The organism is Desulfoluna sp. CYM3A (assembly GCF_056829965.1).
The window spans coordinates 4,913,259-4,940,140 of record NZ_CP186556.1 but is presented as its reverse complement, the minus strand read 5'-3'; the positions used below and the strand labels follow the sequence as shown (position 1 = coordinate 4,940,140).

Here is a 26,882-nt window from a genome sequence, read left to right as displayed (position 1 = left end):
ACCCGTCGCCTCCTTTGACGATGATCTTCCTGCTCTCCTTAAAGCCAGCAGCAAGGTGCAAAGGGATTCGCGGAACTGGCTCTTTGCCATGGGCATTGAGGAGTACGACCAGACCGGTCCCATCACCTATTCACGCCGCAGCGCAGAGCTCTTTACCCGGGTGGCCATGAAGCGCCTGGGGGTTCCGCCTGAAAACGTCTTTCTCCTGACCGACGACGGGCAAAGCAACATCCCTGCTTGCCCCCGCACCTTTCCCGTCACCGCCGCCTCCATCAAAGACCAGTTTCGCTTTCTCCTGCGAGGCTGCCGGGAGACCGTGATTGGTCCTCTACTACAGCGGCCATGGCCTTCCCTCCCTGACCCAGGGCAGCGCCCCTTATCTCCTGGCCCGAGACCAGGCACCGGACTTTGTCCACACCGACCCCTTTTTCAGGGTAGACGCCCTGCTGGACGCCCTCTCCCAAAGCCGGGCCGCAGAGGCCATCGTGTTTCTGGACAGCTGCTTTACAGGGGCCTCCGACGGCTCATCCGCCTTTGGCAACGGCCGGGCCGCCACCCGCCTCGTGCCCAAAGGGATAGAGGTCGATGGCCGCCGCATGGCCGTTCTCACCGCCGGAACCGAACGCCAGTTTTCCAACATGTACCCGGAAAAAGGCCACCGACTCTTCAGCTATTTTCTCATGAAAGAGCTGTGCCACACCCACCATACCCTGGAGGGCCTCTTTGAGCGCGTCCACGACCAGACCCGCCGCGTCAGCAGGGCCAGGGGCGGCACGCAACTCCAGGAACCGACCTTGAGGGGCAACGGTCGGTTGAAACTGCCGGGGACGTAAAAGGACGCCTCCGGCGGCCCGCGGGGGCCAAACTTTTGAAAAGTTTGACAAACAGGTTTTGAGAACAATTCCGGTCGTTTTACTGAAATATCCGGGAGTTGATATGTTCTGGACTTAACGAGTCTGTAGCCCTTTTTTCCCTCAGCCTTTCAGGGTTGAGGGAAGAGGGCTGAAACCGAAACGTTTTTGGTCCGGTTTTATTTTAAGCTACCGCCGAAGGCAGTGCGGTTAAATCGGCAATGGGCAAATAGCGACAACGTACCCTGTGACTTCGAAGCTTGTGAGCCAGACCGCACAAATCATTAGCGTTTATGTCGGGCGTAGCCCGAGCGAAGGCCATTGCGCTTTGCCCTGAGGAACGAAGGGCAAAGCGCAATGGCGATCAGTTCGAGGTGGCTCACCTCGCCGCCGGAGGCTTGCTTTTGCTCCCGACTTTAACCATAGAAGGCTGTTTAGCAAAATGGTCTGACTTAGGGCGTGTGTGATGCGTTGTGCAGGATGGATTGCTGGTGTGGTTATTCTGTTGGGTTGTCTCGGTTGCGGCGGCCCTGCCTGGTATGTGAACCGGGACCTTGCGGGGCCCGGGCATGTGCTGGTGGGGTACGGGCAGGGAGAGACCATGGAGGAAGCCCGGGCGGACGCGGCTCGGGAGATTGCCGAGTCATTGGGGGTCCGGGTCTCGTCCACGGGGGAGGTGGTGAGGGAGCAGGGGGCTGACGGGGCGTCGGGCTCTGCCCGGTTCCGGGTTTCCCTTGTCAGCCGGTTTTATTTCGGTAGTATTCTCACCCCGGTGAAGCACGGCAAGGCAGGGGGAAGGCATTTTGTGGCCCTGGCCTATGACAACCGCACGTTCATGCAAAAGCTCGGGGATGGCCGCATGGGGGATCGGGCTTCGGGATACGTCCATGCCTCCGGGTACAAGGCGAGCCTTCCTTTTTCGTACAATCTTTCGTTTCTGGGCATTTTTCCCGACGACTATCATGTGGTGAGGCGGCACGGCGGATGGGCCATGGCCCTTGAGGGAAAAGTCTATCCCATTCCCCCCGAGGATTGGTTCCGGCAGCTTTTTGTGGAAAAGGCCGACAACCAGGGCTTGCGACTGGTCGTGACGCCCTCCGGCGTCCTGAGATCGGGGCGCTGCTATCGGGTATTTCTCTCCCCGCCCCACCCCACAGGCTACCTCAGCCTCTACCATATCTCGGAATCGGGTCAGGCCCTGACCCTCATGGACAACCATCCCGTTACATCCTTTGAGCCCGTTGCCTACCCGGATGAGACGCATTACGCGGGGCTTGAAGCCATTGCAACCGGCGGAAACGGCAGCCGGGACATGCTCCTTGCCACCTGGTCGTCGGAGCCCACAGAATCCCCTGTGGCACCGCCCCCGGTGTCCGACACCCCATGGCCCGATACCGACACCCGGACCTTCAGCTACGGCGACCTGCTGGATGCCTTGAAAGATGCCCTCTGGGCGAGTCGGTTTGTGTGGATTCAAGGCTGGTAGGTGGCGTTTTTACCTTGGTCTTTCCGATTCGGGAGGCCGGGTCTCTCGAATTGAGCGGGCTTCACTTTTTCCACAGGGAAGCCAGCGGTAACCACCATTGGCTTTACTTGTCAGCCACAAGAACGAGTTTACTTTCCAGTAAAAGCCCCCCCTGTCTTCCCAACGCAAAACGGGACACAGCTTACGCTTGTGTCCCGTTTCCACAATTGGGCCCTTGCGGGCACCAACCGGCCCATGGCGGGACCGGCTATACAGGGGGGGGAGGGCAGCAACGCCGCCCTCACCGTCCTGATTTCATACCATCTCAGTACACAGAATCTTTGTGACCATACAGGTTGCTCCTTCCCGGACAGCCCCATTTCTGTCCATATAGCGGGGTGGTGCCAATCTGCCTATATGATCTATAACTCACGGGCGCAGCCCGTCAGCGAATGTGACGGGGCGAAGCCCCGGAGCATTCGCAATCCTGGGGTGCAGGGGATTATCCCCTGCCCGCCGGAGGCACGGTTTTACATTTTTGCCAATTCGGCCACGATGGCGTCACCCATGGCGGCGGTGCCCACCACGGTGCTGTTTTCGCGGGCGATGTCCGCGGTGTGGGTGCCGGCTTCGAGGACGTTGGAGATGGCCGCTTCGATGGCATCGGCCGCTTCACCGAGGTCCAGGCTGTAGCGCAGCATCATGGTGGCGGAGAGGATCTGGGCGATGGGGTTGGCCACGCCCTGGCCTGCGATGTCGGGGGCGGAGCCGCCTGCGGGCTCGTAGAGGCCGAAGCCGTCGGCGTTTAAGCTGGCCGAGGCCAAAAGGCCCATGGAGCCGGTGAGCATGGCGCACTCGTCGGAGATGATGTCCCCGAACATGTTGGAGCAGACGAGGACGTCAAACTGGTGAGGGTCTTTGACCAGCTGCATGGTGGCGTTGTCGATGTAGATGTGGTCCAGGGTTACCTCGGGGTACTCCTTGGCCACTTCGTTGACCACTTCACGCCAGAGCACCATGGTGGTCAGGACGTTGGCCTTGTCCACGCTGGTGACTTTTTTGCTGCGCTTCATGGCGGCGTCAAAGGCGTTTCTGGCGATGCGCTCGATCTCGGCACGGGTGTAGATCATGGTGTCGAAGGCGGTCTCGTCGGCGCCTTCGCCGTGGCGGCCTTTGGGTTCGCCAAAATAGATGCCACCGGTGAGTTCGCGGACGCAGAGGATATCAAAGCCGTCTTTGGCGATGTCGGGCCGCAGGGGGCAGGCGTCCACCAGGGTCTTGAAGACCTTGGCAGGGCGCAGGTTGCAGTGGAGCTTGAAGTGTTTCCTCAAGGGCAGCAGGGCGCCGCGCTCGGGCTGCTCGGCCGGGGGCAGGTGCTCCCACTTGGGACCGCCCACGGAGCCGAAGAGGATGGCATCGCTCTCCTCACAGACCGTGACCGTGGGCTCGGGCAGGGCCTTGCCCTGATTGTCGATGCCCGCGCCGCCCACGTCCGCCCAGGTGTAGGCGAGTTCAAAACCGAATTTTTTCTGGGCCGCGTCCAGGACCTTCACCGCTTCATCCATCACTTCGGGGCCGATTCCATCACCGGGTAAAACCGCAATCTTTTTCATCACATCACCATGTAAAATGAGTCTTGCCGAATTCGTTGGTTGGATTCGGCGGGGTTCGGGCCTGGGGAGAGAGACTCCGCACCGGGCTTATATCGTAGGCGTATGCCGTATTAACCAATACTGTATGGGCTGTAGTATTGTTTAAGTCGGTGGGGTTTGTCAAGGCGTATGTCATTCTAATATTTGTATGCGGTGCGTTGCCCGAGAGGAATAGCAAGATGGGCAAACCGGAAAGCAATCCCGGAAAAGTAAGGCCCTTGGGTTCTGGTGTATTCATCTCTTCATTTGATGAACCCAGAACCCAAGGAGTGTTCATGATGATCGATTCAACGAAAGAGACCTATTCCATTTGCCCCGTGGGCCAGGTGCATGAAGAGGCCGAAGGGGGCTTTACCCTGCAGGTGGGCAAGGCTTTCAGACGTGCCTTGAAAGAGCTTCATCGGTTTTAGCCATGTACAGGTTCTCTGTGGGCGAACGACCACGACACAAGGGAAGACAGGGCGCGTCTCCTGACGGAGCTTCCCTATGCCGAGGGTGTTGAGGCCGGTATTTTTGCCTGCCGCTCCCCGTATCGGCCCAACCCCATGGCCGTGACCACCTGTGCCTGCCTTCATGTGGACATGGAACGGGGCATCATCCGGGTTCCCTGGATCGATGCCCACGACGGCACACCCATCATCGACCTGAAACCCTATATCCCGGTGTCGGACAGGGTGCGTGAGGCCGTGGTGCCGGAATGGTTCCGAAACTGGCCCCAGTGGCATGAAGACGCATGGCAGCTCGAAGAGATGTTCGGGGCATGCGAATGACCTGAAAAAACCTTTGACCTGTCTACAGGTTTATAGGCTACTGAGTGGAGCCGGATAGAGTGTTGGGTTGACGGAACAGATGAAAGGAACAAGGTCATGTACACCGTTTCCGATGTCACGAAAAAGCTCGGCATATCCCGCTCCACGCTTCTCTATTACGAGAGGGGCGGTTTGGTTGTGCCTGAAAAGGATCCGGTGAACGGGTACCGGCTTTACTCGCAGGGTGCCCTGGACCGGCTTGTGATGCTGAAGCAGCTCCAGAAGGCGGGGTTTTCCCTTGCCGAGTGCCGACATTTTATGGACGGCGACCCTGATATGGCGCTTATCCGGGAGCGGCTCGTGCACCTGGAAAAGGAGCTTGTGGAGATGACGGTGGCCCGGGACCTGCTTCGCTCCCTTTATCATCGGATCACCGGAGATGCCCCGCCTGAGATGGCCCCAGCCGATGCCCGTGAGTGGCATGCAGAGTTTGAAAAACGCTCGGCAGATGCGCATGCGGCCTGGTTGCGAAAGATGGGGTTCAGTGAAAAGGAGGCCCTCTACATTCGCTGGGTATCGCGGGACATGCACGACAACGCCACCTACGTGAATCATTTTTTTCACGTCTTCGAACAGATGAAGCGCCAGGGGCCGGGGAGCACCGAGGCGACCCTCAAGGCGTTTGGCAGCATCTGTCATCCGGAGGCAATCCGTTCCATCCTCGATATCGGATGCGGCTCCGGCTCGGCTTCCCTTGTCCTGGCCGCGGCGTGCGGCGCACATATCACGGCCGTGGACAACCACCAGCCGTTTTTGGATCGTCTTCAAGGAGAGGTGACCCGCCGGGGATTGGAAGATCGGATCACCCCCCTTAACATGAGCATGCACAGCCTCGATTTTCCGGAAAATCACTTTGACCTTCTGTGGGCCGAGGGTAGTGCTTACATTGTTGGCGTGGAGGAGGCCCTTTCTCTGTGGCGCCCCCTTATCCGCGACGGCGGCTACCTCTTCCTGAGCGACGCCGTATGGCTTACCCGCAAACCTTCCAAAGCCTGCCAGGACTACTGGCGCATTGAATACCCCCGGATGACCGATCCCGACACACGGAAAAAGCAGGCGGAAAGCCTGGGCTATGAGGTCGTGGACACCTTTATCCTTCCACGCAGGGACTGGCAGGATTTTTACAGCGACATGAAAGCCACCGTTAAAAAGACCGTCGAAACCTTTGGCATGAGCCGCGCCCTCCGGGAGATGACCGACGAGATTCTCCTGGATGAAACCCATGGCGACGAATACGGATATGTTTGCCTGCTTTTGAAAAAGTGACAGCCTTGCCTCCGGCGGGCAGGGGCTACAGCCCCTGCACCCAAGGTTCGCGAATGTGCTCGGCCTTCGTCCCTCAGGCCGATCTCATTCGCTGACGGGCTTCGCCCGTGTTGAATACCAAGGGCAAGGGACAATAAATTTTTTGATGCATGAGGGGCAGTCAGCTTTCGAGGTGGATCACCTCGCCGCCTGAGGCGCGTTTTTCCTTGCAATTTACACCCATGATGGAGACAGAACCATGCACACTGAGTATCGCATACGCCGCGCAGAATCCAAGGACGATGGAAAACGCCTTCACGACCTTTTTCAGGAGGTCTTTCACCCGGAAGAGGTGGGGGTGCTGGCAGAGACCATGTTTCATCACCTTCCGGGCATGACAAAGGAGAACTGGTTTATTGCAGAGGAGAAGGCCACCGGCCGGGTTGTCTCGGCCTTTGCCCTCATCCCCTGGGCCTGGGAGATGGAAGGGGTGCCCCTGAAGGTGGCGGAGATGGGCATCGTGGGGACCCTTGAAGCCCACCGGGGCAAGGGATTGATGCGGCTGTTGAACAAAGAGTTCAACCAGGCCCTTGCGGATGAGGGATACGACCTTGCCGTGATCCAGGGGATTCCCGGATTTTACCATCGGTTCGGGTTTCACTACGCCGTGGAGATGGAGAACCATATCAACCTGCACCTGGCCGTCCTTCCCGGGGAAGCTTGAAAAGCCCCGCTTTGACTTCAGGCGGGGGCGGGGGTGGAGGATATCCCTTTTTTGATGCAGAAAGATAAGGCCTACCGGGGCGCTTATTCCATTGCCGTGAAACGGACGGAAGCAAACTGGCGGTATCTTTTTTCCGAAAGCCTGAAAACAGAGTACGGCTCGGAGTTCTGGGTGATGACGGATCCCAAGGGCGAGGCTTCCCATTACTTTCGTATCGCCTTGAACGGGTTCGGCAAGGGCCTTATTGTGAGTGAAGTCAGCGAAGGCGTTGACGAGGGCGCGGCACAAGAGATTCTTTCGTTTTGCAAGGGAAAAGCCCTGGAAAGGGACAAACCCTATGTCCGCCTCAACCTGCACCGGGAATCCACGTTGGGAAAGATCGCCCGGTCCATGGGCGCCCCGGAGAGTCTTCCTTACGCCTGGCAGGTAAAGGTGGTGGACAAAGAAGCCTTTCTGAAACGCATGGCCCCGGTCCTGGAGCGTAGACTGGCGGAAAGCCTTTTCCCCAGCTACACAGGCACCCTGCGGCTCAACCTGTTCGACTCCGGCATCGACCTTGCCTGGCAGGACGGCAAGCTTTACCACATCGGCCCGGCTACAGGCGAGGACTGCGATGCCATGATGAGCATGACCGACGATCTGTTTGCCCTGCTCTGCCTGGGCCATCGCTCCTGGCAGGAGATCCGCCACATCCGGCCCGATATCTTTCCGGATCTTATTTACGTGGATCCGGCCGTATGCCCCGCCTCAGGCCGCACCGCCCGCCTGGTGGATGCCCTGTTTCCCAAGCGGATGTCCTGGGTGTACTGCCAGTATTAAGTAAACTTAAGGGTAACTATTCAGCTTATGCCTCCGGCGGCCCTGCCGGGGGGTAAACTTTGCAAAAAGTTTAACAAACGGGCTTTAAAAAATCTTTTTGAGTGAATTTTTACTTTAAAGGCGGATGTGATTTGACCCGAGGACGGCAAGTGCGCAGTCCGCAACCTGCTTTCAAGGTGGCACACCTTGCCGCCGGAGGCATCTTTTGATTTACGCTGTCTACGCAGGTTGTTTTTTTCTCAGTGTTTTGACGTCTTGGGTGACCTCCTGCAGGGGCTTTCGGCGTACGCGGTGGGGCAGGGCGAGTTCGGCAGCGGTTTCGATGTCCTTTTGGGTGACGGTGTCGCGGCCGTCATAGGCGGCAAGGGTTTTGGCGGTTTTGAGGATAATGATATCGCCCCGGTGTCCGTCCACCCCGACATCGAGGCAGATGGTGGCGATGTCGTAGAGGCAGGCCTGCTCCACGGTGACGGTGGGGTAGAGGGCCACGGCCTTTGATATGCGCAGGGAAAGATCAGCAGAGGCCTTTTCCCATCCCTTGCAAAATCCTTCCGGGTCCTGGTCAAAGGCGGCCCGTCGCTCCATGACCTGCACCCGTTCTTCGGGGTCCCGGCTGCCTTCGATGGTGACGCAGAGGCCGAAGCGGTCCAGGAGCTGGGGGCGGAGTTCTCCCTCTTCGGGGTTCATGGTCCCCACCAGGGTGAACCGGGCCGGGTGGGAGACCGAGACACCTTCCCGCTCGATGGCATTCACGCCCATGGCCGCCGAATCGAGGAGGACGTCCACCACGTGGTCATCCAGCAGGTTTACCTCATCCACATAGAGGATGCCCCGGTGGGCCGATGCCAGCAGGCCGGGCTCCATGCGTTTTTCTCCTTTTTTCAGGGCATGCTCTAAGTCCATGGTGCCCACCACCCGGTCTGGGTCGCCCACGGGCAGCTCCACGACCTTCACAGGGGTACTCTCCACCTCCGGCGCGTCTTTTTTCTCCGCCCCTTGAGCGGGGCACTCTTCCACCATGCACTCCGTGCAGATCTCTCCCATCTCGGAAGGCACCAGTTGAAACGGGCATCCTTTAACTTTTTCCATGGCAGGCAGGATGTCGGCCAGGGCCCGGACAGCCGTGGACTTGGCCGTGCCTTTCTCTCCGCGAATAAGAACGCCGGAAAGCCCGGGGTTGATGATGTTGAGAATCAGGGCAAGCTTCATGCGCTCTTGCCCCACAAGGGCCGGAAAAGGAAATATTGATGGTTTCAACGTGGAACCTCATGTCTGTCCATTGGTTGTCAAGTGCCCCCGGTGGGCAGGGGCTACAGCCCCTGCATCCCAGGTTTGCGAATGCTCTGGGGTTCGTTCCTCACCCCTCCCCATTCGCTGACGGGCTTCGCCCGTAGCCAGCATTGATGTTTATTCAAACGTTTTCGTGTTCTTCATGGTTGGATTATTGGTCCATGAAGACAGGCTTGGGGTCGGGTATGGCCGAAGTTTTTTCGGTACTCTTTGGTTACCCCGATGACAATGGGTAAAGCCTGTTTGTCAAACTTTTCAAAGGTTTGACCCCCGGCAGGTAGCCGGAGGCTGTTTTTTACGTTTATGTTGCAGGGTGTCGTTTTTTCACCAGCCCCACCAGGGCGTCGGCTTTGAGGTCGTCGATGCGGTAGCAATCGGCGCCTGCGGCGTTTGCCAGGGTTTGGGCCAGTCCGAAGCGGAATCGTCCGGCCTGTTCGGTGTCCACCACGATGGTTTTCACGCGGGTGTCCTGGGCCAGGCGGGTGGCAAAGGTCAGGGCTTCGTCCACGGGTTTGGCGTCTCCAATGGAGACGTTGCTTTTGCCGTCGGTGATCATGATGATCACGGGCCGGGCCCCCGGGTCCCGCCGCGTGACGGAGGCGACCATGGCCGCGGCTTCGCTGAGCCCTGCGGAGAGCGGGGTGCGGCCTCCCACGGGCAGGTCGTTTAAGAGGCGGGCGGCCAGCTCCACGGAGGAGGTGGGGGGCAGGTTGACGATGGCTCCCGACCTTCGAAAGGAGATCATGGCCACCTTGTCTCTTTTTTGGTAGGCGTCCAGCAGCAGGGAGAGCACGGCGCCCTTGGCCGCTGTCATGCGGGCCCTGGCGCCCATGGAGCCGCTGGCGTCCACAAGAAAAACAAGGACGTTCCCGGTCTTTTTTTCCCGGATCTTTTCCCGGATGTCTTCGGGGCGGATGCAGAGGCGTTGACCTTGGGGCGCCGTTCGGATTCTCTGGTACGGGGCAGCGGCCCGCAAGGTGGCATCCAGGGCAATGTCCCGGCCTCCTCGGTTCATGCAGCTTTTTATGTAGCGTCCCTGGTTGCCTTCTACTCGGGTCCGGGACCTTCGCCCCGAGCCCTTTCGGGCTTTACGGTCTTTGCCCGTTTCAATGGCGCGCACCCGAAACGGGGTGCCGGTTTTAAAAACGGTGTCGTCCTGCCTTATCCTCTCCGGAGTCGGTGGGGTGTTTTTTGGTGACGTGTCGCCTGAAGGCTGGCTCCCTTTAGACGATGTGGGCTCCGACTGGGAGGCGTTTTCCTCGCCCTGATTATCTGCGGTATTCTGGCTTTTGTCTGACGGGGAGGGTTCGGGGGGAGGTGGGGCCATCTCCCGGGCCCTGTGGCTCAGGGCAAGGGGGGCAACGGTTTGGAGATCTTCATCCGTGGCTATCTCTCGGCCCATGAGGGCTGCGTGGGCCCGTGTTGCCTGTTCCATGACAAGATCGGCACGGTGCCCGGCCACTCCGGCGTTCCGGGCCTGCTCCGCCACTTTTCGCCTTAGGGTTGTGGGCAGGGTGACCCGGGGGAGCAGGGCCACGGCTTTTTCGATGGCCCGGGCGAGTTCCCGTGTCTGGGGTTTCCAGGTGTTTCGGAACGCTTCCGGGTGTTGGTCAAAGGTCTCCCGCTGCACCATGAGCTCCATGCGGACGGTGGGGTCCTGCTCGGCGGTGACGTCCACGCAGAGCCCGAATCGGTCGAGGAGCTGGGGCCTTAAGGCCCCTTCTTCCGGGTTCATGGTTCCCGCCAGGAGGAATCGAGAGGGATGGGAGAAGGAGAGCCCTTCCCGTTCCACACGGTTTTCTCCGGAAGAGGCGGCGCCCAGGATGCTGTCCACGAGGTGGTCGTCCAAAAGGTTTACCTCATCCACGTAGAGGATGCCACGGTGGGCTGCTGCCAGAATGCCCGGCTGGAGGACTGTTTGTCCTTCCCTGACGGCCCGGTTGAAGTTCATCCCACCGATGAGGCGGTCTTCCGTGGCATTCAAGGGAAGGGTCACCACCCGTCTTCGGACGCGAACCGGAGGCTGTGTGTGCTGTGTGCCGCATACGGGGCAGGTCCGGCTGCCGTTGGGGGCGCAGTGGAACGGGCAGCCCGGAAACACCTCGATGTCGGGAAGGACTTCGGCAAGGCCCCGCACCAGGGTGGATTTGGCCGTGCCTTTTTCTCCGCGGATCAGCACGCCGCCGATCTTCGGGTTCACGGCGCAGAGGAGAAGGGCCAGTTTGAGGGTCTCCTGGCCGGTGACGGCGGCAAAGGGGAAGAGGCGGCTCATGAGACACCCCCCATGGGGGCGTCTCCGGGGTCGGTGGCCGCTTCGATGTCTCCCTCCAGCTCCATGTACCTTTCCTGCAGGTCCATGATCTCCTCGTCGGTGGCATCCCAATAGCCCCGTTGCCAGGCTTCGAACATGCGTTCCAGGATGCGGGCGGCGGCGAATCGGTTGTTCTCAAGGAGTTTTTCGTACACCTCTAAGTTGTCCACGTAGGTCTCCTTTACCTGGCTGAAGACCCAGGAATCCACCGTGCCCGTGGTGGCGGAGAGGCCCACGAGGTTTTCGATGCGGGCGTTGATCTCCTGGGCTCCGTGGACCTTGTGGGCCAGCATGTTGTCGATGTACTCCGGGTTCAACAGGCGGGTGCGAACCCCCAGCTCCACGGCTTTGGAGGCTTTGTCCGTGAAGAGTTGGCTGCCGGAGCTGTCGGTGATGAGCATGTCCGGCTTTTCCCCCCGCACAGCTTGTACCGAGCGGGAGAGCCCGCCGAAAAATTCGTAGTAGTGGTCCAGGTCGGTGAAGGTGTAGTCGGCGGAGCTTCTCACCTGGGAGACCAGGTCCACGGTTTTCAGCCCTTCGCGAAAGAGGTCGGCCCTGGCTTCCCCCCGCCGGTTTCGGGTGTAGATGTGTTTCTGGGAGGCGAGGTAGGCCTCGGCGATTTCGGTTTCGTCCTGCCAGTTGCCAGACTCAATGATGCTGGTGATGCCGGTGCCGTACTCCCCCTGGGGCGGACCGAAGATCCGGGCCCGGGATAGCTCTTTTGCCTCTTGCTCCCCGTGGTCTTTGACCAGGGCCGCAAACCGCTTCCGGCTGTGTTTTCGGACATGGTTTGCCTCGTCGGGTTCGTTCAGGGAGGCCACGGTGTCAAAGGCGTTGTCCAACAGGTCCAGCAGGGTGGGGTACATGTCCCGGAAAAAGCCGCAGATGGTTGTGATGCAGTCGATGCGGGGACGCCCCAGCTCGGCGGACGGGATGATCTCAAAGGTTTTTTCCATGGACGCCCGGGTAGAGGTGATGCGAACGCCCAGGTAGGCCAGGACCTGGCAGAGGGTTTCGCCCCGGGTGCGGGAGGTTTCGAGGCCCCAGAGCACCACGGAGACCGAGTCCGGCCATTTTCCGTCGTGTTCTTTCCGGTAGTGCGCAAGGGTGCTCTCTGCAATGCTCTGGCCCCTTGCCATGGCCGCGTCCGAAGGCACGAGACGGGGATCGAACTGAAAGAGGTTGTGGCCCGTGGGAAAGATTTCCGGGTCGCGGATGAGGTCTCCCCCCAGCTTGGCCTCCACACGGGAGCCGTTAAGGGCCCCCAGCAGGGCGTCTATCTCTTGTGTCTGTCGGATCCTGTGGAGGCATTGGGTGCCGTAGCTGAGCACTCTGTCCAGGAGGGCTTGGGTCCCATGGTCTGCCTGGTCCGCCAGCTCCCGGTAGAGGGCTTTGTCCCCCATGTAATAGGATCGGATGATGGATTCGCAGGCCTTTTGCGCCGCATCGGGTGCGGCAAGGCCCGGGAGGCGGCGGAGAACCGCCTCCAGGGCCGGGATCTCTCCCCTGTCCCAGCTAAGCATGGCTGCCAGGTAGAGGGTTTCGGCCTCTGTGGTGAAGGGTTTGCCCACGGTGTGGAGTCCCACGGGCATGAGCATGGTTTTCATGCGCATGAGTTCGTGGGCAATGGCATCCGGGGTGGGCTCCCCTTCCAGGTTGAGATTCATGGCTTTCGCCATGTCGGAAAGCTTCTCCTCGAGCCTGCTGCGTCGCTCCGGGGCAATGGCTTCGGATTCGGCCAGTTCGTTCAGCACCCCTTCCAGCTCGGTGGCCTCGCCGTAAAGGCCCGAAGGCTTCAGGGGCGGCCCCGCATGGCTGATGAGGCAGCCGTGGATGCGCCGCTTGGCGATGGTGGCCTCGGCGGGGTTGCCGCTGTAGTACAGGTAAAAGTGGGGCATGCGGCCGATGAGGTGGTCGGGAAAGCAGGCGTCGGACATGGCGCTCTCTTTTCCCGGGAGGAATTCCCGGAGTCATGGTCCCCACGTGCACCACGGCATCGGCTTTGAACTCGTGCTCCAGCCACCGGTAAAAGGCCAGGTACTGGTGGTGGGGGGGAAGGGCCGTGTCGTGGTATTGCTTTGACGGGTCTTCGTGGACCCCTCGGCTTGGCTGGAGCCCCACAAAGAGGTTGCCCTCCAGGATGCCTGGTATCATGACATCCTGGGCTTCGGCCATCACCTGTCCGGGGGCCGGGCCCCAGGCGAGGCTGATCTCGTCCACGCGCTCCCGGTGAAGGGCATCCCCTTGCAGGTATGCCTCTGAGGGCCAGCGGATGGGCACGGCGTCAGGCAGGTGCCATTGGGCCGTGTTGCAGAGCCCTTCGGTCATGAAGGTTGTTTCCAGCCGGTCTGCCGAGATGGGGTTGCACCCCGTAGCCCGCATGGTGAAGGGCTGTTGTGATGTGTTCCATGGAGGCGAAGGTGTCCAGGAAGGCGCCGCCCCCCACGCTTCCCTCCCCAGGGGGGTAGTTGTAGAGGATAAAGGCGATTTTTTTCTCGGCGTTGGCAAGCTCACGGAGCTTGAGGTAGCCCCGGGCCCGGCCCATGAGCTTATCCAGGCGCCCCTCCAAGATGTGCAATTCGGATGCACCGCCTTCGGGGGTGTGGTCCCCAAGGGCTGCCACGGGCACGGTGTCGATGACCCCGTCGAGCTCCGGCAGCATGACCTGGATCACCAGTTCCATGGGGCTCAGGCCGCGGACATTCTCTTTCCATTCGGTTTTCTTTCGTTTGCCCAGAAAAAAGGGGTGCATCACCGGGACGCCCAGTTCTCGAAAGATGGCAAGCCCCGCCTCGGGGTCGCCTCCCATGGGCCCGGCCCCGAATCGAAAGGGGAGAAAATCCCAGAGCAGGTCCACGGTCATGCCGTCATCCATGAGGGCTTCGATTTGCCTGAATTTTTCCATGCCGGAGGAGACGCCCAAGGGAACCACGTTGTAGGTCTCCCGAAGCCTGTCCATGATCCGCGACAGGACGCCCGACGCGTAATGGGGGTAGTCGAAGTGGTGGAAGAGGACGCCCACGGTCTGGCGGCCGGGGTCCCATCCCCAGGCTGCCTTGAGTTCGTCAAGGGTCGTGAACCCCTGGTGGTGCCGGGGGTGCGAAGAAGAGGACATACCGGGAGTAGTCCACCAGGTCACCATGTGTGGGCAGGCCCTTGATTCCGCCGTAATGGCGACAGATGAGAAGGAGCATGTTCAGCAGGTTCTCCGGCCCGGCAAAGCATCTCGACAGGAGGACCCAGTGGCGCATGTCCTTTAAGGGGCCCACGGGCAGCACCTTGCCCAGGCTCTCCATGCGGCCCATCATCTTCTCCATGTCCATGGGCTCTTTTTTCCCCTTGCCCGATTTGCCGGAGGGCATGAACCGCGAAAGGGCCGCCATGCTGAACCGGCCCAGCTTCATCCGGCTCCGTAAAAAATCCGTGCCCGCCCCCAATACCACCAGGTCGCCGCCGTAATCGGCCGCCACCTCTTCACAGGCTCCCACCACGGACGGGGGCGCGCCCATGAGGTCCAGGAGGATCATGTGGGACCGGCGCATCTCGTCTTTCATGGCGGAGAGGGTGTCCCCATAATCCCGCAGCTCCCCCACATGGTGGCGGTGGATGGTCAGGTTTTTCTCGACCACCGCAGCGGCCTCCGGGTTTTGGGCAAGCCGCGCAAAGGCGTCATCCAGGTATCGGAACCCGCTGTCGGAAACAGAAACAATTGTCAGGGTAAATGCCATGGGATTTCTTTCTTTGTATTTAGGGTAACTATTGAGCCCCAGTTTGCCTCCGGCGGCCCTGCCGGGGGCCAAACTTTTGAAAAGTTTGACAAACAGGTCTTAAGAAAGCCATCCCAGTCTTCGCCGAAAGAAATTGGTCATTCCTGCACCCGCCTTTGTGTTGATCGCCCCGAAGGGCGGTCAACGCAAAGGCGGGTGTATTTGGAACGTTTTTTGCGGAGCTTTTTTTCAAAAAAGCGACCCGCCGTGGGTGCTAAGTGTTTAAAAAATTTAGAAAACAGGTCGTGGAAAATAGTGACATGAATGCCGTTTTAAGTGCAAATTACATCTGCTACCTGCTTTCAAAGTGGCACACCTTGTCGCCGGAGGCCACGCCTGCCTTTAAGGTGATGACGCGGTGGCACAGGGCGTCGATCAGGGTGGTGTCGTGGGAGATGAGGAGCATCCCGGTGCCGTGTTTTTTGCATTGGGCTTTGAGGAGACCCGCCATGTGCGCGCGGGTGATCATATCCAGGTTGGAGGTGGGCTCATCGGCGACGGTCGGGCCGGTTTTGTCGCCATGGTCCGGGCGATGACCACCCGTTGCAGCTCGCCCCCCGAAAGCTGCCTCGGCAAGCGTTTCAGGCAGGCGGCGGGCAGTCCCACTTCCTCCAGCATGTGGCTGAGCTTTTCTGGGGTGGCCTTGGCAAGGGCCGCCTTTCCCAGGGGGCAGGAACACCTCGTTGAGGCTTTCGGCGATGGTGAACTTTGGGTTCAGGGCCGATTCCGGGTGCTGGGTGATGGCTTTGACCCGTTGCCGGTAGGCGGCGAGTTTCCTGCCTTTGAGGGTGAGGATGTCGGTGCCGCCCAGGAGGACCCGGCCGGAATCGGCCGGGGTCACGCGAAGAAGAATCCGGGCCAGGGTTGTCTTTCCCATGCCGCTGGGGCCGGTGATGCCCAGGATCTCACCGGGGTGAAGGTCAAAGCAGAGGCCGTTCAGTACCGCTGTTTTTCAGGGAAAAGGCCCGTTGTCCGGTAGCCTTTGGTGAGGTGCCGTACGGCGAGATGCCCGGAGCGTTTGGGGTGGTCATGGGGTCCTCCTGTGTGCCGCGGCTGACGTGGCAAGGGGCGTCTCGTTGTCATCCAGGCAGAGGGTGCCTGCCTGAAGGAGCCTTTGGGTGTAAGGGTGGGCCGGGGCTGCAAAGAGCTGTCGGGCCGGTCCCTGTTCCACGATGCGCCCTTGTTCCAGAACGGCCACATGGTCGCAGGTGGCGGCCACCTCCAGGTCGTGAGTCACCAGGAGCAGAGCGCTCTGATTTTCTTGGATGGAGACGGCCAAGGTGGCCAGGAGCCGGTCCCAGGGTCTGGTTTTCAAGGCCCTGGGTGGGCTCGTCGGCCAGGACGAGCCGGGGATCGCAGGCCAGGGTCACGGCCATGAGAGCCCGTCAGGGCCATGCCACCGCTGAGCTGGTAGGGGTAGGCGCGGGCGATGCGGTTGGCCCCGGGGAGGTGGAAGCGCTCCAGGAGTTCCAGGGCCCGGGTCCTGGCATGGCTCCGGGGGAGGCGGCCATGGGCCGCAAGGGTTTCGATGATGTGGTTGCCCACGGTCATGAGGGGGTTCAGGGCGTCGATGCCCTGGGGAAGCAGGGCCACTTCGGCACCGTGGAGGGCCTGACGCTCTGTTGCGGAGAGGTGGAGCAGGCAGTGCCCCTTAAAAAGGGCCTGGCCGGAAACGGTGGCCGGGGCATGCCGGTACAAAAAGCTCCCAGGGCCGGGGTGAAGAGCCCGGTGAGGGTGTTGCACAGGGTGCTTTTGCCCGAGCCGCTTTCCCCGATGACGGCAAGGCTTTGCCCTGGAGCGATATCGAAGGAGGCCCGGTGGAGGGCCGGGGGGCAGGTTGCGGGATCTCCGAAGTGCACGGTGAGATCGCGGACCGACAGGGTGGGGGTCATGGGTTGGAGCCCTCAGGCTTCCAGCCCGTTGAAGGCAAGCACCGTCACGGAGATGGCTAGGCCGGGGAACAGGGCCAGGTGGGGCGCGCTTCGGATCCAGGCGGCGCCGTTGTTGAGCATGGCCCCCCATTCCGGTGTGGGGTCGATGATGCCAAGGCCGAGAAAACCCAGGGCCGAGGTCATGAGCAGGGTGCGCCCCATGCCCAGGGTGGCCATGACCACCAGGGGTCCGGTAATGGATGGGAGAATGTGGTGGCCCAGGATATCAAGGCGTGACAGGCCGGCCATGACGGCCACCTCGATATGGTGTTCCTGGCCTGGATTTGGCCCTGCCCCGGATCATGCGGGCGTAGCCGGGCCACATGCCCAGGGAGAGAATCCAGATCAGGTTCACGGGGCCGGGGCCCAGGGAACCGGCCGCCCATGGTCACCACCAGGGAGGGCATGGCCATGAAGAGGTCGGTGATCCGCATGAGGAAGCTGTCCGTCAGGCCTCCGGCATACCCCGCCACGCCGCCGATAAAGGTGCCTGTCACAAAGGAGATGGCCAGGATGCCCAGCCCCACGCCCAAAGAGACCCTGGCCCCGAAGAGGAGGCGGCTCAACAGGCATCGCCCCAGGGCATCGGTGCCCAGGGGGTAGGACCAGGAGGGGGGCTGGAGCCGGTGGATCACATCCACGGCCAGGAGGTGGTGGGGGGCCGGAGAGGCGCCAGAGTGGCGGCTAGCGGCGATGGCAGCCAGGATCCATCCGTGGAGGCCGAATTGCCCGGCCTTTTTCAGGACAGTGGAGAGGGTCGGGTGCATGGATCAGGCCTCCTCCGCGGGTTGCATGCGCTTGTGAACCAGCATGTGGGTCAGGTCGGTGACGAAGTGGGTTACGGTGATGAGGCACCCGGAGAAGAGGACCAGGGCCTGGATCATGGTAAAATCCCGGCCCATGACGGCCTCCTGAAAAAGGTTGCCGATGCCGGGCCAGGCAAAGACCGTCTCCACGAGAATAGAGCCTTCGATGAGCATGAGAAACTGCAGGGAGAGGTACGTGATGACGGGCACCAGGGCATTTTTCAGGACATGGGCCCCTAAGATGCGCCCGGAGAGGCCTGTGACGCATGGCGTACCGGACGTGGGGGCTGGAGAGCAGGTCCAGGACCGAGGCGCGGACCACCCTCAGGGTGGTGCCCACCTGGGAGACGGCCAGCACCCCCACGGGCATGATGAGATGCCGCAGGCTCCCGCTGCCGAAGCTGGGGAGCCATTTCAGGCGAACGGAAAAGATCAAGATCATCAAAAAGGCAAGGTAGACACTGGGCACCGAGGCGTTGACGGCGGCCAGGGACCGCGTGCCCCGATCAAACCACCCCCCTTGAAAACAGGCGGCGGCCATGCCGCAGGGCAGGGCGATGAGGGCGGTGAGGCCAAGGGAGAGAAGCGCCAGCTTCCAGGGTAAAGGGGAACCGCTGGCAAATCTCCTCCATGACGGGGACCCCGGTGCGCAGGGAGCGCCCGAATTCCCCCTGGCCACCTGGCCGAGCCAGTTGGCGTACTGCCGGTGGATGGGCATGCGAAGGCCTTCCCGGCTTCGGCCATCTCGGCGATGACCTCAGGGTAGATGAGCTGGGAACCGTAGCGATCCAGAGCGATGATGGTGGCCGGGTCCCCGTCGGTCAGCGGATGGAGGATGAAGGTGAAGGTCACCACCCCGAAAAGCACCGCCACCATGGAGGCCAGCCGTTTTGCAAGGAAAGGGATCATGGGGCCGGCTTACTCCTTGTCGGGGCGTGCCACACCTCCTGGAGGGAGCCCACCCACTCTTCCGGCGGGAAGGAAAAGCCGGAAAGCCCCTTGTTGAAGGCGGCCACCTTGGCCTCGTTGACGGCAAAAAGGATGATATCCTGTGCATCGATGAGGGCCTGGGCCCGGTTGCCCAGCTCCCGGAAGGCGGCAAGGTCCGTGGCGGCGTCCCGCTGTTCCAGCAGGGCATCGAGGGTGGGCAGGTCTATATGGGCCGACCAGCTCCCCTTGCTGTGGAAGGTCCCGGTCATGCCCAGGTAGAAGGAGGGAATGTTGGGGTGGACGGCGATGTCGAAGTCCATCTGGTCGAGGACCTCAAAGAGAGATCCTCTCTCCTTGGGCCGGATCGTTGCCTGAATACCCACCTTGGTGAGGCCGTCGCAGACCAGGGCGGCCAGGGAGGTGCTTTTGGAAACGGTAAAGGAGACGGCCAGAAGGGCGTTGGCAAACTCTCGGATGCCGTCGCCGTCGGTGTCCCGGATGCCCTCGGCGTCTAAGATGCGCATGGCCTCTCGGCGATCCATGGCGGGCAGGGCCAGGGCCGGATTCTGGAAGGGGGCCTCGGGGCCGAAGGGACCCGGGCAGACTGTGGCAAGGCCGCCCAGCACGGTGTTGATGGCCTCGGTGTCCATGGCAAGGCGCAGGGCCCGTCTCACCCTGGGGTTATCAAAGGGGGGCCGGGTGTGGTTGATCATCACCAGGCGCGTTCCCCAGTTGCTGCCGTGGGCTGTGTGGATAGAAGGGTGGTCAGGGCGAAGGTTCTCCTCTCCGAAGCTGGCCCCGGGGGCGTGGCCGGAGAGATGGATGTCCCCTGCTTCCAGGGCGATGGTTCGCGCCGCTGCGTCGGGGATGACCTTCCAGGTGATGGCCGTAAACGCCGGCTGTCCCTGCCTGAAGTCCGGGTTGCGCGTGACGCGGAACTCCCGGAGGCGCCGGTAGTGGGACTCATCCCACGCGTAGGGGCCGGTGCCGATGGCCCGGGCCACTGCAAAGCCGGTGGCCTTTTTGGACCCCATGGCCGGGGGCATCTTTGCCTTGGCTTGCCCCATGGCCTTGCCCTTATTTCCCATGGCAGGGCCTGCCGTGGCCGGGGCGGGCTTTGCGCAGACGGGCGGGGGACGGGGCCACGATGCCGTACCCGCTTCCGGCCATGTGGAGGAAAAAGAGGGGCAGGGGGCGCTTCAGGTGGAATCGGACGGTGAAGGGATCCACCACCTCCACATGGTCCAGGGCGCTCCACACCGCTTGCCAGTTGGTGCGGCCCAGGGTCTTGGCGTTGACCTTGACGGCGGCCGCGTCAAGGGCGTGCCGTCGTGGAATCGGATGCCCTTTCCGAGGGCAAAGGTGTAGACCCTGGCATCCTTGGAGACCGTCCAGGAGGTGGCAAGGCAGGGGACGGGCCTGCTCGCTTCATCCAGGTTGACGAGGGTTTCGTAGATCAGCGCGGCGGGCTCCCACATGCCCAGGGGCTGGGAAGTCCCCGGCTGGGTGGGGTCCCACCCGGTGCCCACCACCAGTTCGTGGGAACCGTTGGCTTGGGCCCGGTGCAGGGGGATGCTCACCGCACACAGCAGGCAAAGGGCAATGCAGGAGGCCGTTCGGGGTTCATCAAGGGGATTCTCCTTTGGTTTGAGTGACCCTCATGATTTCGTTGCCTCCGGCGGAACCGCCGGAGGCCTTTGGCTTGATCGTATTGTTTTTTTAGAATGTGTAGTCTACGGCCACCCACCAGGCTCGCTCGGGGCCCAGATTGGCGCCATGGACCTCGTAGTCTTCGTTGGTGAGGTTGGTGACGGCGGCCTGGATGCCCAGCTTGTCGAAGAGCTCCAGGCGAACACCGAGGTCTGCTACCACCCAGTCGTCTACTGTGATGGCCGCTTTGCTCATCATATTTTTGTAGGCCATGTAGGTCATTTCGCTGTTGTAGCGAAGGTCCAGGGAGGTGGTAAGCCGTGCCTTAGGCGAGAGGGCCCGGGTGGCCATGAGACCGGCGTTGGCCTGGTGCAGGGGGATGTTGGTGAGGCGCCCGGTCTCTTTGTCCACGGAGTGGGTGTAGGTGTAGTTGGCGTAGAGCCCCTAGCCATGGCATGAGCTGGCCGTCTGCTGATACTTCAAAGCCGTCGGTGGTGACTTCATCCAGGTTTTCATACCGCATGACCCCATGGTTCATGGGGGAGGAGATGAGGTCTTCGGCCTTGGAGTAAAAGCCGGTTAAAGAGAGATTGAATTGCTTGGCCAGGCGAAGGTCCACGCCGAGGTCGTAGGACCAGATGGTCTCGGGCTTCAGGTTCGGGTTGGACTGAGGGCACCCCGGGCATCATCATCCAGGTAGGGGTATAGAGTTCGTTGAGGTTGGGAGCGCGGAAGGCTTTTCCCGCGGAGGTCCGGAAGCTGACGGTGTCGGTGGCGCGGTAGAGGAGCCCGACTTTGGGAGAAAAGGCGTTGTCGGATTCGGAGTTGGCATCGTAGCGCATGCCGAGGGTCAGGGTGAAGGCATCGAACAAGTCGCTTTCGCTTTGGAGGTAAAGCGCTTGGTTGGAGAGGGACTCATCCATCTTGGTGCCGACGAGGGCGCCGTCTTCTTTTTTGTTTTCCCATTCCCCGCTGAGGAAGTTGGAGTCCACCCCGGCGGTGAGGTAGTGATTGTCCCCTGCGGCCATGCCAGTTTTGATCTGGATGCCCGTGTCGCGGCCCCAGTACTCACGGGTTCCGTAGTCGAAAGAGTAGGAAGAGGCGCCGCCGCCCATTCCTCCCATGCCTCCGCCGCCACCTGAGGAGCCGGCCTTTTTGGAGATGAGCTCAGAAATGGCATCGGATTTGTCATAGTTGGTGTACACCCGAAAGTCCAGGTCCACCCGGTCCGCCAGGGTGCTGGCATTGGCATTAAGGAAATAAAAAGTCCGTTCGGTCTCTTTTTCCCGTTCGTGTGGGTTGGTAATGGGTGTACCCGTTTTCCGATTCGGTCAAGGCCAGGTTACCGCTGAAGGAAGGGCGGGTCTCGTCGGAAAGGTCGTAACAGAACTTGCCGAAGAATCGCTGGTCGTCGTAGGCGGAGTGGTCGCTGATGTCGGTGAATTTTCGGTCAAATGTGTCGGTGGTGTTGTTGTAGGAGTAACTGACCTGCTGGTCCCGCTGGTAGAGGTTGTCGACCTGGCGGTGGCTGGTGTTGAGGGTGTAGGCCAGCTTGCCCTTGCGGCCCGATGCCTCGACACCGGCTTCTCGGAGGCCGAAGTTTCCCGCCTTGACCCTGGGGGTGACCTCCACCCCATCGGTTTGTTTCTCTTTGGTGATGATGTTGATGACCCCGCCCATGGCGTTGCTGCCGTACAGGGAGGAGAAGGCTCCTTTGACCACTTCCACCCGTTCGATAGCACCGGTCTGGATCTGGTTGGGGTAGATAAAGCCCGTGAGGGCCGAGTTTGTGGGGACACCATCCACGATGAGGAGGACGCGTTTGCCGCTGCCGACGCCCCGGATGTTGATGGCCATGGGGGAGGTGATACCGAAGTCCGAGGGACGCCTGATATCTACACCGGGAAGGCGCCTTAAAATGTCATCCACGTTGTTTGCCGGTGCTGTTTTGATCTCTTCTTTTGAGACAATTTCCACATCGGCGGTGACTTCATCCGGAGACTTGGCGTTTCGTGTTGCGGTGACCACCACTTCATGAAGGTTGGAAGTGGCTGTGTCGTCTGCAAAACTTCCCGCAGGAAGAAGCAGGGCGGCAGCCAGGAGAGGGGCTAGAAAAGTACGCTTCATCTTTTCTCCATTGGCCGGTGTTGCCTGGAAAAAAGGGGGCGTGGCATCGTGGGCTGCTTCAGAACAGTCGCCCTACACACCACGTCGACCTGTTTCAGGCAAAAGCCGTCGCGTCGTGCCGGGACAAAAAAATCCCGGATCATAATGAATAAAAATGATCTGGGATTCCCTGATTTCTTCCACAGATTATCGGTGCACCTTTCCCTTGTCCACGGAGAAAGGCGCCATATGGCATTCAGGCAGGTATTCTGACTCTCGGGTCATCCTGAGTCTAACCCGCGTCTTCCCGGCATGAAACATGCCAGTGACATGTATGCAGCGTTCGTCTCCGATCACAGCGGCGGGCCCGTCCCTGATTCTCACAGGGTTCCCTTTTGGCCTTTTTACAGGCACCTGAATGGTGTGTATCTTGTTTGCGAAGTTCCTAAAATAGCTGACATGAGGAGAATGTCAACCATGATTTTTCATTTATGAGAGAATTTTTAAAGAATTATCCCCACCGAAGCATTTTGCTTAACATATATCTTCACAACGATAGATATAAATGAACAGTTAGAGCGACTCAGTCCGTTGTCAGCACGGGGCCTCTTTTTTTTCTTTTCGGGCGTCCAGGGTGGTCCAGACGGTGGCCAGGAAAGATCCCGACAGGTTGTGCCAGAGGCTGAAGATGGCGCCGGGAAGGGCCGAGGCCGCGGTGAAGTACTTGATGGAGAGGGCCACGGCAAGGCCGGAGTTCTGCATGCCTGCTTCGATGGCGATGGTTCTGCATGTTTTTTCATCGAGCCCCAGGAGCTTGGGAAGGCCGTAGCCCGCTGCCAGGCCGCATCCGTTGTGGAGGATGATGGCCAGGGTCAGGGGAAGGGCCAGGGTGGAGAGCCTGGGCTGGTTGAGGCCGATGATGATGCCGATGAGCCCCACGATGGTCACCACCGAGATGAGGGGAAAGACCGGCTGGATTTTTTCCAGGTGCTCCTGAAAGAGGGTGTTGACGAGGATGCCTGCGGCCACGGGAACCACGACGATTTTGAGGATGCTCAGGAACATGGGGAGCATGGCCACGGGCACGGTGGCTCCCACATAGAGCTGGGTGAGCAGGGGGGTAAGGAAAACGGCCAGGAAGGTGGAGGCTGCGGTCATGACGATGGAAAGGGCCACGTCTCCACCGGCCAGGAAGGCCACCACATTGGAGGCCGTGCCCCCGGAGACGCTTCCCACCAGGACCATGCCCACCATGAGCTCGGGGGACAGGCCCAGGGCTCTGGAGATGAGAAAGGCGGCCAAAGGCATGATGAGGTACTGGATGGAGACGCCCAGAAGGATCACGTGGGGGCGCTTGAGGGGCTCTTTGAAGTCCCGGGCGCGCAGGGTGGCACCCATGCCGAACATCACCACCATGAGCAGGGGGACGATGAGGGGCTTGAGCTGGGCAAAGTGCTGGGGAAACCGGGCTGCCACCACACAGATGAGAACGGCCCAGACCACAAAGAGTCGGTTAAATCGTTCGATCCACTTAAGCATGACACGTGTACTCCTGATAAAAAAGTTGGGGCTTTGTCACGACCCGGGGCGCTGACAGAAGCGATGGGGTGGAAGTGAATCGTGACCTGTGCCTTTGGGCCAGATGATGGGCAAAGGGCACTTGGGTTTGTAGACCGGTTTGAGACGTCAAGTAAACAAGAATTCCAGAGGGCTGGGGTGTCATGCCTTGCTGTGATGCGTGGACGGGGCATGGGATGTCTATAGGGTGGGTGGGAAAGGGAAGGCAAGTCGTGGAATCAAGGGCAAATGCACTTATTGCTGAAGAAGCAGCCAAAGGGGCGGTTGCGGCACGCTTTGCCTTGTAGGGGCGACGCATGGCGGTGCAATGGGCTAAGATTCCGGAATGAAATGATTTCAAGCGTGGAGGCTGAGCCTCCGTGCCTCATTCCCAGGCGGAGCCTGGGAACGAACGGTACCATATCTGTGGCCATAGCCAAGCAAATCGTGTTTTCAGAAGAATGAAGAGGGCCTCTCCTGCATAAACGGTTGCCACTTGCCACACCCCACGCGAATGCTCCGAAAACGTTTGGCATCATGTCTGCCTTCAAGCATTCGCCATCAGGTTTCCAGGTGCCCCCACCTGGCCGCCGGAGGCTTTTTTAAACACGTGCTCAGCGGATTTCCACAGAGCACCGGACAAGGGCTTCCCGGGTTTTGGGGAGGAACCGGATCCCGGCAAGGCTGGGGTACTGGCTGGCCAGGATGCGGGATCGGGCTTCCACGGAGGCGCCCACCAGGAGGTTGAAGGCCACGGTGGTGACGTCCCGGTTGTCGGGGGAGGCCAGGGGCGTGTCCTTGGTCCAGGCGTTGAAGGCGCCGATGGCGGGCCCACACCAGATCTGGTAGTCCCCGGAGCGCTCCGGGATGCCCCGGATGGCCCATAGTGAGGCCTGGCCGAGGTAGCTTCGGAAGATCAGGGCCATGCGGTGCTTGGGGTCGGACTGGGCCTTGGCCAGCTGGGAGGGGTCCCGCTCTTCAAAAAAGGCCTTGGTCTCCAGCCACACCTGCTCCAGGGGCTTGCCCAGGATTTTTTTCTCCACAAACATACGATCGGACTCGGGCAGGGCCTCGATGCTCGGGTGCTCCTTGTAGAGGGCAAAGAGCTTGGCCGCGCGCATGGCGAACATGGTGCCCCGCTTGAGCACCTGGACCTTGCCTCCCATCTCGAACATGTCAGCGGCAGGCGCCATGGTGACGTCGGCCTGGCGGGCCTGGGCCAGGGCGGCCTTGACCGGTTCTGCTGTTCCCGCCTCCACGCAGGCCTGGTTGATGGTGCCGGTGAGGACGTAGTCGGCGCCCATGGCGTAGGCGGCGGTGGCAGACACGGGCGCGGCAATGCCCCCGGCCAGGCCCACGCCGATTTTTTCAGGGTACCCGTGGGTCTCCATGAGGCGGTCCCGCACGGCCTGGATGGCAGGAAGCAGGGCCAGGGCAGGGCGGTTGTCCGTGTGGCCCCCGGAGTCGGCCTCGGCCGTGATGTCGTCGGCCATGGGGATGCGGGGGGCCAGGGCCAGCTCGGTGTCAGTGATGAGTCCCCTGGCGTGGAGCTTTTTGAGGATCTCCGCAGGGGGCGGGCTCATGAATTTTTCAGCGAGCTCTTCCCGGGAGAGTTTGGCAATGATCTTGTTGGGCGTGATCACCCGTCCGTCGTCGTCTAAGTAGATGCCGGTGACCCGGTAACGCACAAGGGCCATGGTCATGGTGAGAAAGGCCGCGGCGCTGACGCAGCGGATCCCTTCGGAGAGGTAGAGCTCGCACAGGGCCATCTCCGCCTCCGGGGCGCCGTGGTGGTGGAGAAAGTTGAACCCAAAGGGAAACGGCTGAGCCGCAGCCGCTTGTTTCAGGCGGGCGATGGCCTCCTTGATGCGGGGGAGGGTGCAGCCGCCGGATCCGAAAAATCCCAGCATGCCGTTTTTCCCGGCAGCCTCCACCATGGCCTCACTGGTGATGCCGTTGGCCATGGCCCCCATGATATAGGGAAAGCGCAGCGCGCTCGACAAAAGTTCGGACCCAAGGGCAGAGATGGGCAGGGCGCGGACCGTGGCCAGGGCGGGGTGCCACTGGTCACCGGGTTTGTCGCACCCCAGGCGGATCTCTCCGGAGGTGTGGGCCTCGGGCCCGTTTCCCTTGTCTACAAGGAAGAAGGGGCTGTCGATGGTTTCAAGGGCCTTTCGGACATCCACGGCAGAGTCGTCGGGGGAGGTGGCGCGCCACCAGGAGGGTACGGATTCGAACATCGGGTTTTTCCACTTGGGTTCGTGCAGTGAGAGGGCCATCATGGGGCGATGGAACCTCGGGTGCTGGTTATGTATTCAGGCTCCGGCCTCGCATCAGGGGCGATTGTCACTTCCTTGGGCGTGGGGTTTCCTGAATCTTGGTGTTCAGGGGGAGCTGATCATATCGTGTGTCGGTTCGGTTTTCGGAAGGATTTACATGCTAAATGGTCTGGCTGTCAAGGATTCCTGTTCGGGGAACGATTGGGGTGTTGCGAAAATCGTGTCGGGTTGTGTGGCCTGTGATGCTTGTTTGATGCCCCTCGCTTTACCGGTAGACATGGAATTTTCTAACGGTATTGCCCTGGCAGCAACCCCGTTTCCCTGACAAAGACCTTTCGTAAATTGCCGCTGTCCGCGTATCCCGACTCCCATGAAGTTTGGCCCCCGGCAGGGCCGCCGGAGGCTCTTTTGAGCTGAATGGTGAGCGTTTTTTCTGGTGCCTTTGGTTTGTGGCGGGTATGTTCTTTGGGTAACGAAAGGGCACCTGCCTGTGACCAGAGATGAAGGAGTTGTCATGCATTTTGATAGGCCCATTGACCGCAAAGGGACATCAAGCCTTAAGTGGGATTGGTTTAAAGAGGATGTGTTGCCCCTGTGGGTGGCGGATATGGATTTTGCAGCACCCGAGGCCGTGACCACGGCGCTCACAAGACGGGCTGGCCATCCGGTGTACGGGTATACCCTTCCCTC

At 60.7% G+C, this 26,882-nt stretch carries 28 protein-coding genes, 4 pseudogenes and 1 riboswitch; of the genes and pseudogenes, 7 read left to right on the top strand and 25 right to left on the bottom strand.

Going from position 1 to position 26,882, the window contains the following annotated elements; all coding sequences use genetic code 11:
* Window positions 1-320: 320 nt before the first annotated feature.
* Window positions 321-833 carry a caspase family protein gene (locus ACOYW1_RS25010; protein ID WP_482420193.1) on the top strand — a complete coding sequence of 171 codons (513 nt, stop codon included), beginning with the start codon at window positions 321-323 and terminating at the stop codon, window positions 831-833.
* 511 nt (window positions 834-1,344) lie between these two features.
* Entirely contained in the window at window positions 1,345-2,337 is a 993-nt protein-coding gene (locus ACOYW1_RS25005; RefSeq protein ID WP_482420192.1) for a hypothetical protein, read from the top strand.
* 509 nt (window positions 2,338-2,846) lie between these two features.
* On the opposite strand, the gene leuB is transcribed toward ACOYW1_RS25005, so the two are convergent.
* The gene (gene leuB, locus ACOYW1_RS25000; RefSeq protein ID WP_482420191.1) at window positions 2,847-3,929 is read right to left on the bottom strand and encodes a 3-isopropylmalate dehydrogenase; all 1,083 of its coding nucleotides are present in this window, start codon (window positions 3,927-3,929) and stop codon (window positions 2,847-2,849) included.
* Between the two features lie 314 nt (window positions 3,930-4,243).
* On the opposite strand from leuB, the gene ACOYW1_RS24995 reads away from it, so the two are divergent.
* From ACOYW1_RS24995 to ACOYW1_RS24975, 5 genes are all read left to right on the top strand, one after another.
* Window positions 4,244-4,378, top strand: coding sequence for a hypothetical protein (locus tag ACOYW1_RS24995; RefSeq protein WP_482420190.1), 135 nt, complete (start codon window positions 4,244-4,246; stop codon window positions 4,376-4,378).
* A 15-nt stretch (window positions 4,379-4,393) separates the two neighbouring features.
* Window positions 4,394-4,738 carry a TrmO family methyltransferase domain-containing protein gene (locus tag ACOYW1_RS24990; protein WP_482423820.1) on the top strand — a complete coding sequence of 115 codons (345 nt, stop codon included), beginning with the start codon at window positions 4,394-4,396 and terminating at the stop codon, window positions 4,736-4,738.
* Window positions 4,739-4,834: 96 nt separating this feature from the next.
* On the top strand, window positions 4,835-6,043 hold the full coding sequence (locus tag ACOYW1_RS24985; RefSeq protein WP_482420189.1) for a MerR family transcriptional regulator: 1,209 nt from the start codon (window positions 4,835-4,837) through the stop codon (window positions 6,041-6,043).
* A 238-nt stretch (window positions 6,044-6,281) separates the two neighbouring features.
* Window positions 6,282-6,746 (top strand): GNAT family N-acetyltransferase, encoded by a 465-nt coding sequence (locus tag ACOYW1_RS24980; RefSeq protein WP_482420188.1) that lies wholly within the window; start codon window positions 6,282-6,284, stop codon window positions 6,744-6,746.
* Window positions 6,747-6,800: 54 nt separating this feature from the next.
* Entirely contained in the window at window positions 6,801-7,565 is a 765-nt protein-coding gene (locus tag ACOYW1_RS24975; protein ID WP_482420187.1) for a GNAT family N-acetyltransferase, read from the top strand.
* A 219-nt stretch (window positions 7,566-7,784) separates the two neighbouring features.
* On the opposite strand, the gene ACOYW1_RS24970 is transcribed toward ACOYW1_RS24975, so the two are convergent.
* From ACOYW1_RS24970 to ACOYW1_RS24855, 24 genes and pseudogenes are all read right to left on the bottom strand, one after another.
* On the bottom strand, window positions 7,785-8,822 hold the full coding sequence (locus ACOYW1_RS24970) for a magnesium chelatase ATPase subunit I (protein ID WP_482420186.1): 1,038 nt from the start codon (window positions 8,820-8,822) through the stop codon (window positions 7,785-7,787).
* Between the two features lie 334 nt (window positions 8,823-9,156).
* On the bottom strand, window positions 9,157-11,127 hold the full coding sequence (locus ACOYW1_RS24965) for a putative cobaltochelatase (RefSeq protein ID WP_482420185.1): 1,971 nt from the start codon (window positions 11,125-11,127) through the stop codon (window positions 9,157-9,159).
* Window positions 11,124-13,118: pseudogene (locus ACOYW1_RS24960) on the bottom strand (cobaltochelatase subunit CobN); the annotation flags it as partial. The pseudogene ACOYW1_RS24960 and the gene ACOYW1_RS24965, both read right to left, overlap by 4 nt.
* 82 nt (window positions 13,119-13,200) lie before the next feature.
* Window positions 13,201-13,494: pseudogene (locus ACOYW1_RS24955) on the bottom strand (cobaltochelatase subunit CobN); the annotation flags it as partial.
* Window positions 13,451-14,281 (bottom strand): cobaltochelatase subunit CobN, encoded by an 831-nt coding sequence (locus ACOYW1_RS24950; RefSeq protein ID WP_482420184.1) that lies wholly within the window; start codon window positions 14,279-14,281, stop codon window positions 13,451-13,453. The pseudogene ACOYW1_RS24955 and the gene ACOYW1_RS24950, both read right to left, overlap by 44 nt.
* On the bottom strand, window positions 14,232-14,894 hold the full coding sequence (locus tag ACOYW1_RS24945; RefSeq protein WP_482420183.1) for a hypothetical protein: 663 nt from the start codon (window positions 14,892-14,894) through the stop codon (window positions 14,232-14,234). The genes ACOYW1_RS24950 and ACOYW1_RS24945 overlap by 50 nt, the downstream gene beginning before the upstream one ends.
* Before the next feature lie 331 nt (window positions 14,895-15,225).
* The gene (locus ACOYW1_RS24940; RefSeq protein ID WP_482423819.1) at window positions 15,226-15,828 is read right to left on the bottom strand and encodes an ATP-binding cassette domain-containing protein; all 603 of its coding nucleotides are present in this window, start codon (window positions 15,826-15,828) and stop codon (window positions 15,226-15,228) included.
* A 132-nt stretch (window positions 15,829-15,960) separates the two neighbouring features.
* Window positions 15,961-16,248, bottom strand: a complete 288-nt coding sequence (locus tag ACOYW1_RS24935) for an ABC transporter ATP-binding protein (RefSeq protein WP_482420182.1) — start codon at window positions 16,246-16,248, stop codon at window positions 15,961-15,963.
* Window positions 16,245-16,631: a hypothetical protein gene (locus ACOYW1_RS24930; RefSeq protein WP_482423886.1), complete on the bottom strand. Its 387-nt coding sequence runs from the start codon at window positions 16,629-16,631 to the stop codon at window positions 16,245-16,247. Before ACOYW1_RS24930 ends, ACOYW1_RS24935 begins: the two co-directional genes overlap by 4 nt.
* 14 nt (window positions 16,632-16,645) lie before the next feature.
* Window positions 16,646-16,825: pseudogene (locus ACOYW1_RS24925) on the bottom strand (ATP-binding cassette domain-containing protein); the annotation flags it as partial.
* Window positions 16,826-16,837: 12 nt separating this feature from the next.
* Entirely contained in the window at window positions 16,838-17,113 is a 276-nt protein-coding gene (locus tag ACOYW1_RS24920; protein WP_482420181.1) for an ABC transporter permease subunit, read from the bottom strand.
* Window positions 17,005-17,631, bottom strand: a complete 627-nt coding sequence (locus tag ACOYW1_RS24915; RefSeq protein ID WP_482420180.1) for an ABC transporter permease — start codon at window positions 17,629-17,631, stop codon at window positions 17,005-17,007. The genes ACOYW1_RS24920 and ACOYW1_RS24915 overlap by 109 nt, the downstream gene beginning before the upstream one ends.
* Before the next feature lie 3 nt (window positions 17,632-17,634).
* Entirely contained in the window at window positions 17,635-17,913 is a 279-nt protein-coding gene (locus ACOYW1_RS24910) for an ABC transporter permease subunit (protein ID WP_482423818.1), read from the bottom strand.
* Window positions 17,914-17,998: 85 nt separating this feature from the next.
* A pseudogene (locus ACOYW1_RS24905) lies at window positions 17,999-18,211 on the bottom strand (hypothetical protein); the annotation flags it as partial.
* Window positions 18,112-18,579 carry a hypothetical protein gene (locus ACOYW1_RS24900; protein WP_482423885.1) on the bottom strand — a complete coding sequence of 156 codons (468 nt, stop codon included), beginning with the start codon at window positions 18,577-18,579 and terminating at the stop codon, window positions 18,112-18,114. The pseudogene ACOYW1_RS24905 and the gene ACOYW1_RS24900, both read right to left, overlap by 100 nt.
* Window positions 18,576-19,688 carry an ABC transporter substrate-binding protein gene (locus ACOYW1_RS24895; RefSeq protein WP_482420179.1) on the bottom strand — a complete coding sequence of 371 codons (1,113 nt, stop codon included), beginning with the start codon at window positions 19,686-19,688 and terminating at the stop codon, window positions 18,576-18,578. Before ACOYW1_RS24895 ends, ACOYW1_RS24900 begins: the two co-directional genes overlap by 4 nt.
* Complete coding sequence (locus ACOYW1_RS24890; protein ID WP_482420178.1) at window positions 19,678-19,830, bottom strand: hypothetical protein; 153 nt, start codon at window positions 19,828-19,830, stop codon at window positions 19,678-19,680. Before ACOYW1_RS24890 ends, ACOYW1_RS24895 begins: the two co-directional genes overlap by 11 nt.
* Complete coding sequence (locus ACOYW1_RS24885) at window positions 19,800-20,180, bottom strand: ABC transporter substrate-binding protein (RefSeq protein ID WP_482420177.1); 381 nt, start codon at window positions 20,178-20,180, stop codon at window positions 19,800-19,802. Before ACOYW1_RS24885 ends, ACOYW1_RS24890 begins: the two co-directional genes overlap by 31 nt.
* A gap of 139 nt (window positions 20,181-20,319) precedes the next feature.
* Window positions 20,320-20,661, bottom strand: a complete 342-nt coding sequence (locus ACOYW1_RS24880) for a hypothetical protein (protein WP_482420176.1) — start codon at window positions 20,659-20,661, stop codon at window positions 20,320-20,322.
* Window positions 20,576-20,869, bottom strand: a complete 294-nt coding sequence (locus ACOYW1_RS24875; RefSeq protein WP_482420175.1) for a hypothetical protein — start codon at window positions 20,867-20,869, stop codon at window positions 20,576-20,578. Before ACOYW1_RS24875 ends, ACOYW1_RS24880 begins: the two co-directional genes overlap by 86 nt.
* Window positions 20,763-21,485, bottom strand: a complete 723-nt coding sequence (locus ACOYW1_RS24870; protein WP_482423817.1) for a TonB-dependent receptor plug domain-containing protein — start codon at window positions 21,483-21,485, stop codon at window positions 20,763-20,765. Before ACOYW1_RS24870 ends, ACOYW1_RS24875 begins: the two co-directional genes overlap by 107 nt.
* 16 nt (window positions 21,486-21,501) lie before the next feature.
* Window positions 21,502-22,377 carry a TonB-dependent receptor gene (locus tag ACOYW1_RS24865; protein WP_482420174.1) on the bottom strand — a complete coding sequence of 292 codons (876 nt, stop codon included), beginning with the start codon at window positions 22,375-22,377 and terminating at the stop codon, window positions 21,502-21,504.
* Window positions 22,378-22,598: 221 nt separating this feature from the next.
* A riboswitch (cobalamin riboswitch) is annotated at window positions 22,599-22,789 on the bottom strand.
* Window positions 22,790-22,950: 161 nt separating this feature from the next.
* Complete coding sequence (locus ACOYW1_RS24860; protein ID WP_482420173.1) at window positions 22,951-23,895, bottom strand: bile acid:sodium symporter family protein; 945 nt, start codon at window positions 23,893-23,895, stop codon at window positions 22,951-22,953.
* Window positions 23,896-24,527: 632 nt separating this feature from the next.
* A complete protein-coding gene (locus ACOYW1_RS24855; RefSeq protein ID WP_482420172.1) occupies window positions 24,528-26,153 on the bottom strand; it encodes a PfaD family polyunsaturated fatty acid/polyketide biosynthesis protein in 1,626 nt (541 codons plus the stop codon).
* Between the last annotated feature and the right edge of the window lie 729 nt (window positions 26,154-26,882).

Coding starts and splice junctions, on each gene's coding strand:
- leuB (WP_482420191.1), bottom strand. CDS start 3,929: ATGAAAAAGATTGCGGTTTTACCCGGTGATGGAATCGGCCCCGAAGTG.
- ACOYW1_RS24995 (WP_482420190.1), top strand. CDS start 4,244: ATGATGATCGATTCAACGAAAGAGACCTATTCCATTTGCCCCGTGGGC.
- ACOYW1_RS24985 (WP_482420189.1), top strand. CDS start 4,835: ATGTACACCGTTTCCGATGTCACGAAAAAGCTCGGCATATCCCGCTCC.
- ACOYW1_RS24980 (WP_482420188.1), top strand. CDS start 6,282: ATGCACACTGAGTATCGCATACGCCGCGCAGAATCCAAGGACGATGGA.
- ACOYW1_RS24975 (WP_482420187.1), top strand. CDS start 6,801: ATGCAGAAAGATAAGGCCTACCGGGGCGCTTATTCCATTGCCGTGAAA.
- ACOYW1_RS24965 (WP_482420185.1), bottom strand. CDS start 11,127: ATGAGCCGCCTCTTCCCCTTTGCCGCCGTCACCGGCCAGGAGACCCTC.
- ACOYW1_RS24950 (WP_482420184.1), bottom strand. CDS start 14,281: ATGTCCTCTTCTTCGCACCCCCGGCACCACCAGGGGTTCACGACCCTT.
- ACOYW1_RS24945 (WP_482420183.1), bottom strand. CDS start 14,894: ATGGCATTTACCCTGACAATTGTTTCTGTTTCCGACAGCGGGTTCCGA.
- ACOYW1_RS24920 (WP_482420181.1), bottom strand. CDS start 17,113: ATGGCCGGCCTGTCACGCCTTGATATCCTGGGCCACCACATTCTCCCA.
- ACOYW1_RS24915 (WP_482420180.1), bottom strand. CDS start 17,631: ATGCACCCGACCCTCTCCACTGTCCTGAAAAAGGCCGGGCAATTCGGC.
- ACOYW1_RS24900 (WP_482423885.1), bottom strand. CDS start 18,579: ATGATCCCTTTCCTTGCAAAACGGCTGGCCTCCATGGTGGCGGTGCTT.
- ACOYW1_RS24895 (WP_482420179.1), bottom strand. CDS start 19,688: ATGGGAAATAAGGGCAAGGCCATGGGGCAAGCCAAGGCAAAGATGCCC.
- ACOYW1_RS24865 (WP_482420174.1), bottom strand. CDS start 22,377: ATGAAGCGTACTTTTCTAGCCCCTCTCCTGGCTGCCGCCCTGCTTCTT.
- ACOYW1_RS24860 (WP_482420173.1), bottom strand. CDS start 23,895: ATGCTTAAGTGGATCGAACGATTTAACCGACTCTTTGTGGTCTGGGCC.
- ACOYW1_RS24855 (WP_482420172.1), bottom strand. CDS start 26,153: ATGTTCGAATCCGTACCCTCCTGGTGGCGCGCCACCTCCCCCGACGAC.